The organism is Bacteroidales bacterium, from assembly GCA_035342335.1.
GTDB lineage: Bacteria > Bacteroidota > Bacteroidia > Bacteroidales > JAGONC01 > JAGONC01.
Map to the genome: position 1 here is coordinate 85,257 of DAOQWY010000007.1, position 18,462 is coordinate 103,718.

The following is an 18,462-nucleotide window of genomic DNA, read 5'->3' on the forward strand; positions in this document are numbered from 1 at the left end:
TGAATATTTAGGACGGGAGACGGTTCAAATTCAAATTTTTCGGATAGCATAAATAATACTTCGTGACCATCCTGGATAACAGGGCAACGCTCAGCTGTTCGGAGGCGCTTTCCAGTTCGGTGATCCTGCCGTCCCTGTTCAATACCTTGATCCCATCGGTGTACTGATCATAGGCCTTGTTGGAGATAAGATCGGTATATACCAGGTAATCACATTCTTCCAGCGGTATCCGGAATGCCCGGGCAACCATCTCCTTTATCTTCAGGACTTCCGCCGGTTCAAAAGGAGCATTTCGTATTTCAATTTTAAACAGATTCCTCATCACCAATCCATTGCAAAGTAACGAAAGAGTCTTATCAGGGTGCGACGCCCAAACTTTTACCGAGGTGAAAATATCCGTGTCGTCCAGCTCTGAAAAGGTCTCAAGCAAGTCAGGACGATCTGCAAGGTCCTGTATTGTCAGGTCATTTTTTAAAAATACGGAAAGAGCAGGGGTCATGAACAGGTCATTTCCCCTGGAAATCAACTCCCGGGCCCGTTCCAGCAGGCTGGTGAGCATTTTTTCTGCTGCAATCACGGTTTTGTGCAGGTAAACCTGCCAGTACATTAGCCGGCGCGCCACAATGAATTTCTCAATGGAGTAAATTCCCTTTGCTTCCACCACCAGTTCATCATCCACCACGTTGAGCATATCGATGATCCGGTCGGTATTGACCACTCCTTCGGAGACCCCGGTGTAAAAACTGTCCCTCCGGAGAAAATCCAGCCGGTCGACATCCAGCTGGCTGGACACCAGCTGATGAAGGAATTTGCTAGAATGTTTGCCTGTGAAAATATCCTGCGCCAGAACAAGGTCTGCTGTTTTTTGACTGTTGAGCGATTTCATATAGAGCAACGACAGGTCTTCGTGGGAAAGCCGGTGGACAATTCTGCCCTCCAGAGTATGGGAATAGGGGCAATGCCCTATGTCGTGCAGCAAAATGGCCAGCAGGGCACCCTTCTCTTCCTCGGCGGTGACCGGGATCCCCTTGAAACGAAGCGCCTCGATCGCCTTCTTCATCAGGAACGTCGCACCCAGGGAATGATGAAACCGTGTATGGAGAGCGCCGGGATAGACCAGGTCGGTCAACCCGAGTTGCCTGATACGGCGAAGCCGCTGAAAATAAGGATGCTCAACGACATTGAACAACGACTCGTCTGATATGGTGACGAACCCATATACCGGGTCATTGAAAATTTTTCTCCTGTTAAATGAGGACGACCTTCCTGTATTCATTAACTTTGTATGAATAAAAAATAAGCGTTCGGGACAATAAAATCCAATTTTACGACTTTATTTTAATAAAACCAAAGCTTACCTGAAGAAAGGTGCCTTCCTGTACCGGCTGCTCCTGATTCAGTGACCGGTTCAATCATTATGTTCAACTTAATCTATTACGATGGCGATACAGATTTTATGGGTAGATGATGAGATTGATATGCTCAAACCGCATATCATGTTCCTGCAGGAAAAAGGTTATGATGTTTACACCTCCAACAATGGCGATGAAGGGTTGGAATTACTGAATAGCCGTTTGTTTGACATTGTTTTTCTGGATGAACAGATGCCGGGGTTGTCAGGGATAGAAACCCTTACCCTGATGAAGAACAAATATCCGAACCTGCCCATCGTGATGATCACCAAAAGCGAAGAGGAGGCCATTATGGAGGATGCGATCGGATCAAAGATATCCGACTATCTGATCAAGCCTGTCAACCCCAAGCAGATCCTTCTCTGTCTGAAAAAGAACCTGGAAACGAAAAAGCTGGTGAGCGAGAAGACTTCCCTTACTTACCAGCAGGAATTTCATACGATCGGTTCGGAGATCTCCGTGGATCTTACATACACTCAATGGATTGAAATCTACAGGAAGCTTGTTTACTGGGAACTGGAGCTCAACAAGGCCCAGGATGATCAAATTGCCGATATCTTGCGGCTCCAGAAAGAAGAGGCCAACCGGGTATTTTCAAGGTTCATCGAATCCAATTACCTGGGATGGGTCAGCGCCAGGATGCCGGATCGTCCCACCATGTCCCATACATTATTAAAAGATAAACTATTTCCGCTGCTCAACGGGAACAAACCTTATTTCCTGATCCTGATCGATAATCTTCGTTATGATCAGTGGAAAACCATCCAGCCGATCATCGAAGAGTATTACAGGGTTGAGCAGGATGAACTGTATTACAGTATCCTTCCCACGACCACTCAATATGCGCGGAATTCACTTTTTGCAGGTCTGATGCCTTCGGAGATCGCCAGGAAGTATCCCCAGTACTGGGTTGATGAAGAAGATGAGGGCACCAAGAATCAGTTTGAAGGCGAACTTCTGGGTGAGCAACTCAAACGTTATGGAAAGGATATCCGGTATTCGTACAACAAGGTGCTCAATCTGACCGTTGGCCGAAAGCTGGCTGATTCGTTGCCCAATCTGCTTGGAAACCGGCTGAACGTGATCGTCTATAATTTTGTTGACATGCTTTCCCACGCGCGTACCGAGATGGAGATCATCCGTGAACTGGCGGATGATGAGCCGGCTTACCGCTCCATCACCCGGTCGTGGTTCGAGCACTCGCCGTTGCTCGATATTTTTCAGTATCTGTCGGATAAAAAGATCCCTCTGATCATCACCACCGATCACGGTTCCGTCAGGGTTCAGAATCCGGTGAAAGTGGTCGGTGACCGTAACACGACCACCAATCTCAGGTATAAAAGCGGCAGGGCACTGAATTTTAAGGAGAAAGAAGTATATGAGATCAGGAATCCGGAAGATGCCTACCTCCCACGTTCCAACGTCAGCTCTTCCTATATCTTCTGCCGGCGTAATGATTTCTTTGCTTACCCCAATAATTATAATTATTACGTTAACTACTATAAAAATACTTTTCAGCATGGTGGCATTTCCATTGAGGAGATGCTGGTTCCTTTTATAACTTTGTCGCCAAAATAGCCACCTCTCGAATGGACACACTGCGATGCGACAGTGTCGAAGATTTGGATCAAGTGTCGATGGAACTGCTGCGCCGGTATCCGGATCAGCGGGTCTTCGGATTCTACGGACAGTTAGGTGCCGGGAAGACCGCCCTGATCAAGAACCTGTGCAGGCATCTGGATGTCGTGGATATGGTCAGCAGTCCCACCTTTTCCATTATCAACGAGTACCGCACCCGGACAGGGCAATCGGTGTATCATATGGATTTTTACAGGCTGAAGAGCTGCAGGGAGCTTCTGGATATCGGAGGAGAAGAGTACTTTGACAGCGGGTGCTATTGTTTGATTGAGTGGCCCGAAAAATTCGAAGAACTTTTACCGGATAATTGCGTATACATAAAAATTCAGGCCGACGAGACAAATCACAGCCGGATCATACAGCTTTAGGGCTTGTGACAGGTGTTCAGACCGATTGGAACGATGCAGGAACAGGGAAACATTTACAATTTTTCCGGTGCGGAAGGGTTGATGCCGAAGGAGGAGACCCTGGAGGTCGCTCAGCGGAAAAGCCGCATCCGGATTGGCGTTCCGAAAGAAATTCACTATCAGGAGAAACGGATCCCCCTGGTACCGCAGGGTGTCGGTCTTCTGGTGGCCAGTGGTCACGAAGTCGTGATCGAAGCCGACGCGGGCAAGGCCGCCAACTTTTCCAATGAGCAATATGGCGACGCAGGCGCTCATATCGTTTATTCCCCGGAAGAGGTCTTTAAAACGGATATCATCCTAAAAATAGCTCCTCCCTCCCTTGCCGAGACAGAGCTGCTCACCTCACGCCAGACCCTGATCTCTGCGCTGCATCTGGCCGGGCAGTCGTTTGACTATTTCAGGATGCTGATGAACAGGAAGATGGTGGCCATAGCCTTTGAGTACATCATGGACAAAACCCATACGTATCCGGTTCTGCGCACCACCAGTGAGATCGTTGGGAATGCTGCCATCATGATCGCCGCGGGCTACCTGGCAGACACCAGGAACGGAACCGGTTGCATGCTGGGTGGTTTCTCGGGAATTGCACCCACCGAAGTGGTCGTTTTGGGCGCTGGCACCGTGGGCGAGTACGCCGCAAGGGCAGCACTGGGCCTGGGAGCATCGGTCAAAGTGTTCGACAATTCCGTTTACCGGTTACGCAGGATACAGAATGATCTTTCGACCCGGATCTTTACCTCGATCCTTCAACCGGGCATCCTGCTGAGTTCGTTGAAACGGGCCGACATTGTCATCGGTGCCATGCATTCCCCCGAGGGAAGGGCCCCCATCGTCGTGTCTGAAGACATGGTGCAAAAAATGAAAAGAGGGGCTGTCATTGTCGATGTGAGCATCGACCAGGGTGGATGTGTCGAAACCTCACGCGTCACCTCACATAACGAACCGGTCTTCAGAAAACATGACATCACACACTATTGCGTTCCCAACATAGCTTCCAGCGTTCCTCATACGGCATCGTACGCTCTCAGCAACTATTTTGCGCCAACTCTGCTGCGCCTGGGTGAAGCGGGAAATATCGTAAATTTGCTGAAAGCAGATAAGGATTTCAGGCAGGGTGTGTACCTCATTGGGGGAACCCTCACAAAAAGTATCATCAGTGATCAGTTTCATTTGCCATTTCAGGATATTGATCTGTTGATGGCAGCATTTCATTAAACAGTCAGGTATGGCAGTGCGAATTCTCAGAGCAGAATCCTATCCGATTGTCGTCGGAGAAGATATTTTCGAAGAAATCCAGACACATCTGCGCGAGCCGGAAATGAGGGATTCCAGGTTCATCATCCTGGTGGACGAGAACACCCGGAATTTGTGTCTTCCGATGCTGACCGCGAAACTGGAACAGCTGAAGGATTGCGCGGTCATGGAGGTTCCCGGCGGCGAAGACCACAAGAATATCCAGACCTGCGTTGAGATCTGGCAGAACCTGATTCATCTCAAGGCTGACAAAGGCACTGTACTGGTCAACATCGGCGGCGGAGTGCTCACCGATATGGCAGGATTCATTGCAGCGACCTTCAGACGAGGGATACGGTTCATCAATTTTCCCACCACACTCGTTGGTCAGATCGATGCAGCCTTTGGTGGTAAGGTGGGTGTGAACCTGGGAGGACTTAAGAACCAGATCGGTGTCTTTGCCGACCCTGCTGCCGTGTACATTTATCCCCTCTTTTTGAAGACCCTGCCCGCTAAAGAAAAGCTCAGCGGATTTGCAGAAGTGGTCAAATATGCCCTGATCATGGATCAACACTTCTGGAAACTGCTGAAAAATGTCAATTTCGCTCAGATCAATCTCTGGGATGACATAATCTACCGGTCTGTCGAAATCAAGAACAGGATCGTAAAGAATGATCCTTATGAAAAGCGGCTGAGAAAACGTTTGAATTTCGGCCATACGATCGGTCAGGCCTTTGAAACGATCGCCCTGGGTAAACAGGATGCAACCATGTCCCACGGTACCGGTGTGGCCATGGGAATCATCTGCGAAACATTTCTCTCCTGCAGGATGAAAGGTTTGCAGTGGGAGATCATGGAAGAGATTGCCAGCTACATGCTGGAGAACTTTCCGTATTATCCGCTGGATGAACAGGACGTGGAGCGCATCCTGAAGGTTCTTCAGCAGGATAAAAAAAATGCCGGCGACGCCATAAATTTTACCCTTCTTCCTTCTTTGGGTCACGCTTTAATTGACCAGTACTGCACACCGGAGGATATCCTGAGTTGCCTGCAGTTCTACCGGGAACTCGACTGACCGGATCCTTATCCCCGCTGAGTTACTCTCCGCTGAAAGCGTATGAATCCGGCCATTGTATCCTTAAATATCGTTACTTTTGCCCGGTGGAGTTAAGCAGGCAATTATGAACCAAGAAGTGGATCTGTTCATCCCCTGTTTCATTGACCAGATCTTCCCTGAAACCGCAATAAACATGGTCAGGGTGCTCAGAAAATGCGGTGTAGGGGTGCGATACAATGATCAGCAGACTTGCTGCGGTCAGATGGCTTTCAATGCAGGTCACTGGGATGAGGCAAAAGCCATGGGGGAGAAGTTCATCAGGGATTTCAGCCATTCAGGGTGGGTCGTTGGCCCATCCGCTTCCTGTGTGGGCTATGTCCGCAATTATTACCGCACGCTGTTTCATAACAGCGCCTATCACATTGAGTACAAACAGCTGGTCGGCAAGATCTATGAATTCACTGATTTTCTGGTGAATGTGGCCCATTGTACGGATTTTGGCGCCCGCTTCGACGCCGTGGTCACCTACCATGATTCCTGTGCCGCACTGCGCGAATATGGCATCCGGGAGGAGCCGCGGATCCTCCTGTCCCGTGTGAAAGGCCTTGAACTTCGTGAAATGAAAAATACGGATGAGTGCTGCGGGTTCGGGGGAATGTTCTCCGTGAAATTTGAACCAATCGCCGTTGCGATGGCTGAGCAGAAGGTGCATCACGCACTGGATACGGGAGCTTCATACATTGTCTCGACCGACGCATCCTGCCTGATGCATCAATGGGGGTACATTCAAAAACACCAGTTGCCCATCAAGGTCATTCACATTGCGGATGTGCTGGCCTCCGGCTGGTAGTGCTTTCAGTTGTATCGCTTGCCGAAAGATACACTCAGGAACAAAGTCAGGAAATAATATTCCTTACCGTTGTAGGCCATCACCGGGATGGGATTCGGAAAAACATCGATCATGGCTCCCAGCTCCAGATTTTTGATCGTGGTATTATAGGTGCCAAAGTCAAAAGAGAATCCTGCCTTTACATAAAGACCGGGATAAAATTTCATCTCGTTGAACCCCTTCATAAAGGAAGCCCTGCCGTAGATGTTATCCGTGAAATGCTCATCCGGGTCGTACTTTTCAGTGGTAAGTCTATATTCGTAATAATACGATGAGATGGAGACCAGGTTGATGATGTTCAGGTAAACCGGTTTGGCCATTCCGATGGATGCGCCTCCGATGTAGAAGTACCTTAATTCAACTCCGCCCCAGTAGGGCTTGGTGGCGATCAAACGCTGGAACCCGTAACCTCCGCGCAGGATGAAAACGCTGTTCAGCTTGCCATAAGCATAGCTTTTGGCATTGGTAAAATAAGGATTGATAACACGGATTTCCTTGGGCGACCGCACATCCACCAGACTGAAATCCAGCAGGCGTTTCTTGACGTAATTGACGTTTTTCCCTTTCTGAAACTCAATGCCAAATCCCTGGGAGTGAAGGATGATCCCCCCTGAGGTTTCTTTGGTCAAAAGAACACTGTCGCTGAACTCAAGAAAACCCTCCCCGTCATCCCTGAAGATATCCTGCTGCGCAGCCAGTTGGGCGGAACAGATGGCTATCAATACCACGATCACTCCTGTACGAAAAAACGAAATCATAAAAGTGGATGAAAGACTCTCAAATATACGCTTTTTTTTTTGAGAATGGGGAAAAAAAACGGGAAATATCCGATCAGATCCGGAAGAAACGAACGAATCAATACTTCTGTTCAATTTGAAATTTTTGTGTTTCTCCATATGCCGGACATTTTTCCCTTGTCTTGCACGAAGAAATGACCATGATCACCAGGATCGAGGCAATGATCAGCACCGCTGCTTTTTTCATTCGAATACCCATCATGATTACGTTGTTAAAGGAACAGCAAAATTAGCCAAACTAAACTACATAACAAATTTTTTCAAAACTTATTGTTTACGTACTATCTTTCATTGCCCACTCCCCACGTTGGTTGTGACCAACCGGTAATTTTTGTATCTTTCCAGCTGATTTAAAATGAGACGTCAATGCACGAAGCCCTTTATTATGAAAAACAGGAGGATGGTGTTGTGTGCACCCTCTGTCCGCATTTCTGCCGGATCAGGCCGGGAAAGGAAGGTATTTGCCGTAGCCGTTACCATCAGGACAATATCCTGGTGACAGCCAATTACGGGAAAGTTTCGGCCCTGCATTTTGATCCCATCGAAAAAAAACCGCTGTATCATTTTCATCCCGGCAGGGTCATCTTCAGCATCGGAAGCACAGGATGCAACCTGCAGTGTTCGTTTTGCCAGAATGCGGAGATCTCTCAGACCTCCCCTTCGGATTTCTTCCATTTACACGAATATACCCCGCAACAGTTGATCGACCTGGCCCTTCAGAAAAGCGGCAATGTGGGCATTGCCTTCACGTATAACGAACCGGCGGTGTGGTACGAGTATATGCTTGACATTGCCGTGCTGTCGGCGGAAGCCGGGTTGAAGAATGTGATGGTGACCAACGGATACATCAATCCTGCGCCACTGGATCAGCTCCTGCCTTTGATGAATGCGTTCAGTGTGGACCTGAAAGCTTTCACGGAAGAGTTTTACCACAAGGTCACCAAAGCAAAGCTTGAGCCCGTGAAAGATACCCTCCAGCGTATCCGGCAGGCCGGTAAGCACCTGGAGATCACCAACCTGGTCATTCCTACCCAAAATGACGACGAATCGGTTTTTGATGCCATGTGCCGGTGGATCGCTGATGAACTTGGGCCTGATACGGTTTTGCATCTGAGCCGTTATTTCCCTGCGTATAAAATGACCATTCCCGGCACACCTGCCCAAACATTGATCCATCTGCGTCAACTAGCCCGGAAATACCTGGATTATGTTTTCATCGGAAACATATCCTTGCCCGAAGGAAACGACACGGTGTGCAACAGGTGCGGCCAGACAGTCATCACCAGAACGGGATACCTGATCTCGGCCCCGGGGCTGGATGCATCCGGAAAATGCGTGAAATGCGGCAATCCCATCGCTGTCGTATGATTTCATTCAACCTTGGACCACTGCAAATGGCGAAGCACAGGAAAAATTCTTTCATCATCTCCATTGCCCTTCTGCTGGTACAGTGTGCACCATTGAATAAAATGAGCTATTCCAACCTTGCTTACCTGTATGATCCGGACCAGAATGACTTCCGGATTGAATGCCTCCCCTGGCACTCCACCAGGGATAGGACGGATCTCTATTTTAGTTTTTCGCTTTCCGACCTGCTGTACGAAAAAAAGTCCGAGACTGATGATTACCTGGCCAACTTCAACATCCATTATGAATTGTTCGACTTATATAATGACAGGATGCTGATTGACAGCGGAACGGTCACCTATCCTGATTTTCCGCAGGATGTGTCCGGAAAGCCTTTCATCTCTTCTTTTCCCCTGAAGACAAGGTACCCGGGTGAATTCGTTCTGAACCTTACCCTGACGGACCTGAACAGGAAGCAGGCCTACACTGCCTATTGTGAAATTAAAAAAACATCCGTTTGCAGCCGTCAGAATTTCATGTTATCCGATGAAGCAGGTTCGATTTTGTTTGAATCCTCCATCGGATCCGGTCAGGAAGTCGTACTAAAGTACAACGAGCCTGAACTGCCCGGGCTCTGGGTCAATTACTATCACAGTGATTTTCCGGTTGCCGGTCCGCCTTTCCTGGAACAAAAGCCTGTTCCTCTTGCGTTTGAACCCGACAGTCTGTTCCGCGTCAGGCTCTTCAATGGCGAAACTGATCTGTTGACCTTCGCCAGGGAAGGAATCTATTTCTTCCAGGCTGATACGGCTGTCAGTGAAGGATTCACGCTCCTGCGCCTTCACGAAGGGTATCCCGGGATCACCCATCCTGTGCAAATGACCTATCCGGTGAGGTATCTCACAACGCAGAGGGAGTATGAGAAGATCGAAACGAATCCCGATAAAAGGAAGGCGGTGGAGGAATTCTGGCTTCAGAATGCCGGCAATCCCGGCAGGGCGGCTCAGATGATCAAAAGATACTATACGCGCGTGGAACAGGCCAACCAGCTCTTCACTTCGTTTCAGGAAGGATGGAAGACCGACAGGGGGATGATCTACATCATCTATGGCAATCCGACAATCGTGTACCGCCAGCAGGATGCCGAACAGTGGATCTATGGAAATGAGGGAAACATCTTATCCCTGACCTTTAATTTTACCAGAGTGATCAATCCTTTTACGGATAATGACTTTGAACTGGAACGGTCGGGCAGTTACAAAGAATCCTGGTATATGGCTGTGGAAAGCTGGCGCAGGTAAAGGATTCGCTCAGTGATACAGCATCGTTCCCGGTATTTCCTGCCTGCTCAGACGAGGTCCCTCGATATGGGCTTTCAGCTCATCCGTCCCTGTTTTTTCAAAGAACCGTATCTCAATGAGATGGTATCCCGCCGACAGTGCACACTGACCTTTTTTTTCCAGCATCCCGTGAAGTCCATCGTTATCCGCCACCAGCTGTCCGTTGATGAGCAGCTGGCTTCCGTCGTCGGAGGAGACCGACAGGGCATACACACCTGTTGAAGGGATCCGGAGATAGCCCCTGAACAGCAGGCCATAGTGTTCCTGCTGGTTTCCTTCCACATCGTGGATGGCAGGCACGACATCGGTTCTGACAGGTTGGAGCTTTCCAAAATCCGGAAGGATGTCCCAGTCGCCTTCAAACAGGTGGCAAACGATGCCTGGCTCCGCGGCGGAGATTTCAATGGATTTCGCCGGCTCCACCTTGCTGAAGATACGCGTTGCCACGCTGCTTACGGGTTCATTGTTCCTGAAGCACCGTGCGCTGACGCAGGTGGTTTCGGTGAGGATCACCGGATGTGTTGCAAGGGGAGAAGCTGCGGTGGGAACCGATCCGTCGAGTGTATAGCGGATCTCCACCCTGTCGCGCCCGGATTTCAGCTCCGTTTTCAGGGAGTCGGTGAACAGGTTGCTGATCCCGGTAATTTCAGGAGGGATGTCCACATCGGGTTTTCCATTAACGTCGAGCACGATCACCGTATTGACCGTATCCGGGCACTGAACGGGCACCTCAATGATCAGTGCAGCACCGGATCTCTGGAGGTTTAATTTGTTTTTCTTTTGATCGGACAAAAGGAACGCACGTTCCGGCTCGCTGTACAAGCCGGGCACCTGGAGTTTTCCATCTGCAGGCCAGTCAAAAACATGCAGGTACAACCTGGTTCCCCGTTCGGTTGCTTTGGCAGTGCACCGCCCCCAGGGCAGGAATGGGAAGGGGCTGGCGGCTGTGCCATAGATGGCTTCGCTGTTGACTGCCATCCACTGACCGATGTCCTTGAGGCGGTCGATGCTTTCCTGCGGGAATGCACCCTGTGCGGTAGGGCCAACGTTCAGCAGGAAATTGCCTCCCTTGGACGCAATGTCTGCCAGCATCCTGATCAGGCTGGCAGAGGATTTCCAGTTCTGATCGGTCCGGTTGTATCCCCAGTGATCATTCATGGTCATGCAGGTTTCCCAGTCGACCCCCGGAAGACCCGTTGCAGGCACTTCCTGTTCCGGTGTGCCGTAATCACCTGCAAATTCGCCATCTTTGCTGAATCCTTCCATGCTTCCATCCCGGCCGACATCCACCCGGTTATTGATGATGATGTCGGGCTGCAATCCCCTGACGTAGTCATAGAGGTCCTTTCCGCGCTGGTGATTCCAGGTGCTTTCCCATTCACCGTCGAACCAGAGAATGCCCAGGGGCCCGTAGCGGCTGGTGAGCTCCTTCAGCTGGTTCTTCAGGTGCCCGACATACCGTTCAAAATCAGCTCCTTCGGCCGAACGGCCTGTTTCCCATTCCCTTCTGGGCAGGTAATCCGGGTGGTGCCAGTCCATGATCGAGTGATAAAAACACAACCGGATGCCTTCCTGGTCACAGGCGTTTTTCAATTCAGCAAGAATGTCTTTTTTAAACGGGGTGGACATCACATCGAAATCTGTATACTCTGAGTCCCACAGGCAAAATCCATCGTGATGCTTCGAGGTAATGACGATGTAGTTGACACCCGCTTCCCTGGCTGTCCTGACCCATTCCCGTGCATCGAAATCCGCCGGGTTGAACTGATCTGCGAATTCATCGTACACTTCCAGCGGGATCTGTGCCGAGTGACGGATCCACTCCCCGTAATGTGCCGTCCCGTTCCACTCCCCGGCGGGTATGGCATACAATCCCCAGTGGATGAACAACCCAAAGCGTGCCTGCCTCCACCAGTCCATCCGGTCATCAGGACTGGTCAGGGGAGTCGGGTTTGAATGACGGCAGGATGACAGCCCGAGGAGCACACCGGACAGAAAAAGCCCCGAGAATACAATTGACAATGCTTTTTTCATGCGCATATTTTTTGACAAGGCAATTTAACGAAAAAGAGGATTGGCACTTTCGAAGGGTTATAATTTTGGAATGAAGTCAGGTCATCAACGATGCATCTGTCGAGGAATATTGCTACATTTGAAATCCGATTTCAAGGAAAAGACAGGCATTAACGGATCATTAATTATCAGCATTTTGGACAAAGATTCATTTATTTATGGGCTTCGGCCGGTACTGGAGGCCATTGATGCAGGAAAAGATGTTGAAAAGATCCTGATCCAGAACGGCATCAGAGGGGAGCTGTCAGCAGAGCTTCTTAAAGTGGCTTCCAATCACCGGATTCCGGTGCAGTGGGTCCCTGCTGAGAAGCTGAACCGTTTCCCGGTGAAGAATCATCAGGGAGTTGTTGCGATTGCTTCCCCCATCACCTATTACCGGATCGAGGATATCATACCCGGATTGTTTGAGCAGGGCAGGAGCCCGGTCATTTTGATCCTCGACGGGCTGACCGATGTGAGGAACGTGGGTGCCATTGCCCGGACAGCCGAGTGCACCGGCGTTGATGCACTGATCGTTCCGACCAGGGGCTTTGCCCAGATCAACGCGGATGCGGTGAAAACATCGGCTGGCGCACTTGCCAGGATCCCGGTTTGCCGCAGCCCCAACCTGCACCGAACCTGCAACTATTTAAAAAACTCCGGATTGCAGCTTGTGGCCTGCACCGAAAAAGGAAAGGATGTTTATCACCGGATCGACTATCAGCCACCAACTGCCATCGTGATGGGTGCAGAAGATACGGGCGTTTCAAAAGATCTCCTGAAGCTGGCGGATCAGCTCGTATCTATTCCCCTGCTGGGAGAGATCCAGTCCCTGAATGTCTCGGTCGCCACCGGAGTGATCCTGTACGAGCTGGTCAGGCAGCGACAGGGATCAAGCGACGGATGAAAAAGACACTGATCAAATATTGCTGTGAGATCGTCCTGCTGATCTATGTGATCCTGTTTGCTGCTTTCAAACACCCGCAGCAGGAATGGGACCGGCTGATCAACAGCGACGGGAAAGCCTATTATGCTTACCTTACAGCGATCTTCATCTATCACGACCTCCAGTACAACTACGTAGAATCCTATGAGTCCAGCTATTATCCCGATGACCGTTCTGCCTTTAAGGAATTCAGGGTAAGGCTGAATGACCGTGTGGTCAACAAGGCTTTTCCCGGACTGGCTGTTCTCTGGCTGCCGTTTTTCCTGATGGCGCATCTTCTCACCCTGATCGCCGGCCTGCCGGCCGATGGGTATTCGATCATATATCAGTATGGCATCGGCTTGTCCGCATTCTTTTTCCTCTGGTTGGGCTGCAGGTTTCTGAAAAAATTACTGTCTGCCCGCGGAATGTCCGGTGAACTGGCCGCCCTCGTCACTGTCGTGACGGCCCTGGGCACCAACCTCATCTATTACACGGTCAATGAAGGCACCATGACCCACACCTACACCTTTGCGCTGATCGCTGCCTGGTCGTATTATGCCACGCTGACCTTCCGCTACGAACAGCAAAGATGGCTGCCTGCTGTTGCAGTTCTCACCGGGTTGATCATCATCATCAGACCCCTCAACGGCCTGGTGCTGCTTACCATTCCGTTCTGGGCCGGAAGCCCTGACAGGATCGGTTCCTTTATTCGCCAGCTGGCCAAAAAACCCAGCCGTGGAGTACTATCACTCTTCCTTTTCTTGCTGGTGATCGCCATCCCCTTCCTTCTCTGGTACACGCAGACCGGCAAACCCCTGGTCTATTCCTACGGCACGGAATCCTTCGATTTTTCCCATCCCCGGGCCTACAAGCTCCTGTGCAGCTATGAGAAGGGATGGTTTCTCTATACCCCTGTGGCGCTGATCAGTTTTTTGGGATTGCTGCCTCTCTTCAGGCAGGACAAGACCGGAACGTTGTCATTACTGTTTTTCTGGGTGGCCTTCATCTACCTGTCGTCCTGCTGGTGGGTATGGGATTACACTTCCCGCTTCAGCCAGAGGATCTTTATCGATTATTTGCCTGTCAATGCAGTGATGCTGGCAGCTTTTCTGTCGGCATTCCCTAAAGGAAGGGCGGTGCACTGGATCCTTGCAGGCATTTTGTGCCTGGCCATCGGCTTGAACATTCTGCAGTATTACCAGTCATTAAAATGGGTCTATCCGCGGGGACCTGTGACGAAAGAGACCTACTGGGAGTATTTTTTCCGTATACGGCCGCTTGCCTCCGTCGAATATCCTTTTGAGGAAACCATCGTTCACAGGAGCATGTTTTGCCACGGCATGGAGGAGGATATCGGCTGGATCCATCCCGAATCATACTCCCGGCAGGCTGCACACACCGGAGCTTTTTCCTCGGCATCCGGCGGGACGGACACGATCGTCGCCGGGATCGACAAGCTTGTCGCCCCCCTTTTGCAGGGCAGCCGTGCGGATGTCATCATCGATGCCTGGGTTCACGCCAGGGCCCGCAAACCCGGGCTGATGCTGGTCGTGGATTTCTTACACAACGGAGTCAGCTATTATTACCAGCCCTTTGAACTGGACCCCTATCTGGTAAGAAATATCTGGAAACATGTTCAGTTCAGGGCGGCTGTACCGCGGTTACAAAGCGACCTGGACCACGTCAGGGTGTATTTCCTGAACAGGTCACCGGAGGCGACTGCTTACATTGACGATGTTTGCATTGAATTTCTTTCCCTGCTGACAGGTCCTGATCCGGTGCCGGCCATCGTCAACATTTCCGAAGATAAGATCACCGAATCCAGCAGGGTGTTCCTGGATATGGAAACAGACCCTATGGAGACGGAATCCCTGTTCCTGACGGAGGATCTGGCCATGAAAGGCCGGCGGTCGTCGCGGGTGGATAAAACGCATCCGTACTGTGTGGGTTTCCGTGGGCAGACCGGCCAGAACCTGCCGGCTTTTGATCCGAAAATTGAAGTCAGCGCTTACATCCACACCGATGCGGAGCCGTCACGGGCTTTCCTGGTGACTGACTTCCAGCGGCGGGGAACGTCCTATTACTATCTACCTGTCAGATTGGGACCCTGCCTCCGGAAACACAACTGGACCCTCTGTGAATTTCTGGTCACTCCGCCTGATTTAATGAATGAAGAGGACAATCTCGTGATCTATTTCTGGAATCCTGACACTGCTGAAGTCGTGCACGTAGATGATTTGACTATCCGTTTCCTTTCATTGAAGCAGCCCGGTGGAAATCCTGCCGGGTGGATGGGCAGGCAGAGCGTTGCATCCGATACAGTGCTTCTGCATACGATGGAATACCGGATAGGATGGAACAACGAAGGTACGCTGACCGGTGAGAAAGCATTGTACGGAAAACAATCCTGCAGGATATCGGCTGCAAATCCGTACAGCGTATCCATTCAGGGAGCACTGGATGAATTTCTGGAAGGAACGGGATGGATACGGATCAGTGCCTATGTACTCTCCAGTTTGAAGAAATCATCGGTAGCCCTGGTTGTGGACTTCAGGAGGGATGGGAAAAGTTACCGGTACGTACCGTATTACATGAATGAGCGGACCCGTTTCAATGAATGGGAACACATCACCTTCACGACTTTTGTGCCGGATGAACGGCTCCCGGGGGATGAGGTTTTGATCTATTTCTGGAGCGCCTCCAGAGAGGAGGTTTTTTACATTGACAACATGCAGGTTGAATTTATGACCATAAACGATCAGCGTCCATGAAATCATTCTCTGCGAAAAAAACAGGGCACATCATTCTCCTGGCGGTCTTGCTCGTGGCTGCTTTTTTGCGGCTGCTTGACCTTGCCGGGTTTTCGTTTTCCAATGATGAGCTCAGCGCGCTTTACAGGGTCAGGTTCGATCATTTCCGCGATCTGGTTTCTCAGGGATTTTATGTGGATGGTCATCCCGGTGGCGTGCAGGTGTTCCTTTATTACTGGGTGAAGCTGGCCGGCACAACGGAATTCGCTGTCCGCCTGCCCTTTGCGCTGGCTGGAATCCTGGCCGTCTATGTGGCTTACAGGCTGGGAAAACGGTGGTTCACTGCCACCGCAGGATTGTTTTGTGCACTTTTGGTGGCCATCCTGCAGTTTCCGCTCCTCTACAGCCAGATCGCACGGCCGTATGTAACCGGATTGCTGTTTGTCCTAATGACCGCCTGGTTCTGGACCCGCCTGGTCTTTGATGGTGAGGAACTTAACCGGCGGTCGAAAATTTTCTGCATCACCGGGTACATCCTGTCAACAACGCTTTGCTTGTACAATCATTACTTCAGTTTTCTGATGGCCGGCATCATCGGGCTGACGGGCTTGTTTTTCATAAAGCGCTCCACCAGGCTACCCTACCTGCTGAGCGGTGCAATCAGCATTCTTTTGTTCCTGCCTCACCTGTCCATCACGCTGAACCACCTTCGAATCGGCGGGGTTGGACTGTGGCTGGGAAAACCTTCCTGGGATTTTTTGTTCAGACACATATTTTATATATTCAATGAATCCTGGTACCTGCTCGTTGTGGTCGTTGGCATTGCCGCCTGGATGATGTGGAAACAGCGCCTGTCAAACCCGTTCACGACATTCCGGCTGCTGGCCCTGCTCTGGTTCTTCCTGCCGATGATCATAGGATTCATCTATTCCAGGACCGTCAATCCACTGCTGCAGCATTCGGTTCTGATCTTTTCCTTCCCATTCCTCATTTATTTTCTGTTCTCGTTTGCTGAACCCGTCCTGAACCGTTCCACACTGCTGCTTCTTGTTTTTTTGTTTGCGGCGGGCCTGGTCAGCCTTCTGGCTGAAAAAAGATATTACCGTACCCAGCATTTCGGGGAGTTCCGGGACATCGCCCGCCAGGTAGCCTCCTGGGACCAAAAATATGGTGCTGACGACATCACCCGGGCCATCAATGTCAACCATCCCTGGTATGTTGATTTCTATCTGAAAAGGGAAGGCTCGCAGGCAACCTTCGCACAGTATGAGAACCGGGGAGGCAAGGATCTCCTGGACCTGAAACATATCGTCTCCCGGAGCACCACCTCCCACTTCGTTTATGCCTGGACAAAACCTACCCCCACGGAAACGGAGGATATCGTGCGGGAATTTTTCCCCTATGTTGTTGAAAAGCATCTTTACGGAGGCCTGTCAGCCGTTGGCCTGTATGCCCGGGAAGCTCCTGTCGTTCCGATAGCGGAGCCTGAGCCGTTGCTGGTGGTCAGGAACGGGTTTGAACAGGCCGGCCGGTGGAAGGCTGACCCTGACCAGAGGGACACAGCGCTCGTTTACGGAGGATCTTACAGTTACCGCCTTGATCCGATGACCGAGTACAGTCCGGCTTTCGATACGGTTCTTCACAAAATATCCCAAAAGCCAATCCGTTACATCAAAGTGTCATTGTGGGGACTGATCCCTCCCAGTCACGGGACAACGCCAATCGTCATATCCGTCGACGACACAAAAGGTCAGAATTATGTCTGGGCATCCATGAATATGGAAAATTTCCTGGATCCGTCCTCCTGGGGAAAAGCGTATTTCAATTACGACCTGCCCCGCATCCGGTCATCCGGTGACCGGTTGAAGATCTATGTCTGGAACCCGGATAAGTACGCCTTTAACATCGATGAAATGGAGATCCGATTTTATGAGTAGCATAAAACAGCTTATGTTTGCCGGGGTGATCAGCCTGTTGCTGCTGGTAACCGGCTGCCAGCGTACAGTGACCACCTACTGGGAGAACGGATTGAAAAAATCGGAGCTTTCTTTCAGAGGGAAGACATTCGAAGGGATTTCGACGTGGTGGCATTCCAACGGGAATAAGCAGATGGAGGCCAGTTATCACAACAATCTGCTCGATGGCAAATCGACACGATGGTTTTACAACGGGAATGTTGAATCCATCACCTTCTATTCCGGCGGCCTGAAGAATGGCCCGGCAATCACATTTTCGGAATCAGGAGAGAAGGTCTCCGAAGAAAATTACCGGAACGACAGCCTGGAAGGGCCATATACGACCTGGTTCCCTGGAGTAGGGATCCGGATCACCGGTTTTTTTGACCACGGATTGTACGACAGTACCTGGACATACTTCAATGAGCAGGGCAGGCGTATCGGTGAGGGTAGGTTCGAAAAGGGTACCGGAACACAGGTGGGCTTTTATCCATCGGGTAAGGTGATGAGGGAGATTCCGTACGTGGAGAACAAAAAGCACGGAGAAGAACGATGGTATGGTGAACAGGGGAACCTCGAACGGGTCCTGGTCTTTGAAAATGACCGGCTGATATCAGAACGGTCAGGCGAGTAAAATATCTTCATTAAAATTCGGTT

15 protein-coding genes are annotated in these 18,462 nt (G+C 50.5%); 11 read left to right on the forward strand and 4 right to left on the reverse strand.

Annotated elements, in window-relative coordinates; genetic code table 11:
- Positions 1 to 7: 7 nt before the first annotated feature.
- Positions 8 to 1,276, reverse strand: a complete 1,269-nt coding sequence (locus tag PKI34_05450; protein HNS17247.1) for an HD domain-containing protein — start codon at positions 1,274 to 1,276, stop codon at positions 8 to 10.
- Between the two features lie 163 nt (positions 1,277 to 1,439).
- Between PKI34_05450 and PKI34_05455 the strand changes: the two genes are divergently transcribed.
- The 5 genes from PKI34_05455 (at position 1,440) to PKI34_05475 (ending at position 6,597) form a co-directional block, all read left to right on the forward strand.
- On the forward strand, positions 1,440 to 2,990 hold the full coding sequence (locus tag PKI34_05455) for a PglZ domain-containing protein (GenBank protein HNS17248.1): 1,551 nt from the start codon (positions 1,440 to 1,442) through the stop codon (positions 2,988 to 2,990).
- Between the two features lie 11 nt (positions 2,991 to 3,001).
- Positions 3,002 to 3,418 (forward strand): tRNA (adenosine(37)-N6)-threonylcarbamoyltransferase complex ATPase subunit type 1 TsaE, encoded by a 417-nt coding sequence (tsaE, locus tag PKI34_05460; protein HNS17249.1) that lies wholly within the window; start codon positions 3,002 to 3,004, stop codon positions 3,416 to 3,418.
- 12 nt (positions 3,419 to 3,430) lie between these two features.
- Positions 3,431 to 4,672, forward strand: a complete 1,242-nt coding sequence (locus PKI34_05465; protein HNS17250.1) for an alanine dehydrogenase — start codon at positions 3,431 to 3,433, stop codon at positions 4,670 to 4,672.
- 10 nt (positions 4,673 to 4,682) lie between these two features.
- Positions 4,683 to 5,765, forward strand: coding sequence for a 3-dehydroquinate synthase (gene aroB / locus PKI34_05470; GenBank protein HNS17251.1), 1,083 nt, complete (start codon positions 4,683 to 4,685; stop codon positions 5,763 to 5,765).
- A gap of 106 nt (positions 5,766 to 5,871) precedes the next feature.
- Positions 5,872 to 6,597, forward strand: coding sequence for a (Fe-S)-binding protein (locus PKI34_05475; protein ID HNS17252.1), 726 nt, complete (start codon positions 5,872 to 5,874; stop codon positions 6,595 to 6,597).
- Positions 6,598 to 6,602: 5 nt separating this feature from the next.
- Here the strand turns inward: PKI34_05475 and PKI34_05480 are convergent, their stop codons facing one another.
- Positions 6,603 to 7,394: a hypothetical protein gene (locus PKI34_05480; protein HNS17253.1), complete on the reverse strand. Its 792-nt coding sequence runs from the start codon at positions 7,392 to 7,394 to the stop codon at positions 6,603 to 6,605.
- 97 nt (positions 7,395 to 7,491) lie between these two features.
- Positions 7,492 to 7,635: a hypothetical protein gene (locus tag PKI34_05485; protein ID HNS17254.1), complete on the reverse strand. Its 144-nt coding sequence runs from the start codon at positions 7,633 to 7,635 to the stop codon at positions 7,492 to 7,494.
- A 164-nt stretch (positions 7,636 to 7,799) separates the two neighbouring features.
- Here PKI34_05485 and amrS point away from each other — a divergent pair, with 164 nt between their 5' ends.
- Positions 7,800 to 8,801: an AmmeMemoRadiSam system radical SAM enzyme gene (amrS, locus tag PKI34_05490; GenBank protein HNS17255.1), complete on the forward strand. Its 1,002-nt coding sequence runs from the start codon at positions 7,800 to 7,802 to the stop codon at positions 8,799 to 8,801.
- On the forward strand, positions 8,798 to 10,081 hold the full coding sequence (locus tag PKI34_05495; protein ID HNS17256.1) for a GWxTD domain-containing protein: 1,284 nt from the start codon (positions 8,798 to 8,800) through the stop codon (positions 10,079 to 10,081). Before amrS ends, PKI34_05495 begins: the two co-directional genes overlap by 4 nt.
- Before the next feature lie 9 nt (positions 10,082 to 10,090).
- Here PKI34_05495 and PKI34_05500 read toward each other — a convergent pair whose 3' ends face one another.
- A complete protein-coding gene (locus PKI34_05500) occupies positions 10,091 to 12,154 on the reverse strand; it encodes an alpha-L-fucosidase (GenBank protein ID HNS17257.1) in 2,064 nt (687 codons plus the stop codon).
- A 172-nt stretch (positions 12,155 to 12,326) separates the two neighbouring features.
- Here PKI34_05500 and rlmB point away from each other — a divergent pair, with 172 nt between their 5' ends.
- The 4 genes from rlmB to PKI34_05520 are packed head-to-tail and all read left to right on the forward strand — an operon-like array spanning position 12,327 to position 18,439.
- A complete protein-coding gene (gene rlmB / locus PKI34_05505) occupies positions 12,327 to 13,079 on the forward strand; it encodes a 23S rRNA (guanosine(2251)-2'-O)-methyltransferase RlmB (GenBank protein ID HNS17258.1) in 753 nt (250 codons plus the stop codon).
- On the forward strand, positions 13,076 to 15,871 hold the full coding sequence (locus PKI34_05510) for a hypothetical protein (GenBank protein HNS17259.1): 2,796 nt from the start codon (positions 13,076 to 13,078) through the stop codon (positions 15,869 to 15,871). Before rlmB ends, PKI34_05510 begins: the two co-directional genes overlap by 4 nt.
- On the forward strand, positions 15,868 to 17,787 hold the full coding sequence (locus tag PKI34_05515) for a glycosyltransferase family 39 protein (protein HNS17260.1): 1,920 nt from the start codon (positions 15,868 to 15,870) through the stop codon (positions 17,785 to 17,787). Before PKI34_05510 ends, PKI34_05515 begins: the two co-directional genes overlap by 4 nt.
- Positions 17,780 to 18,439, forward strand: coding sequence for a toxin-antitoxin system YwqK family antitoxin (locus tag PKI34_05520; protein ID HNS17261.1), 660 nt, complete (start codon positions 17,780 to 17,782; stop codon positions 18,437 to 18,439). The genes PKI34_05515 and PKI34_05520 overlap by 8 nt, the downstream gene beginning before the upstream one ends.
- The last annotated feature ends 23 nt before the right edge of the window (positions 18,440 to 18,462 follow it).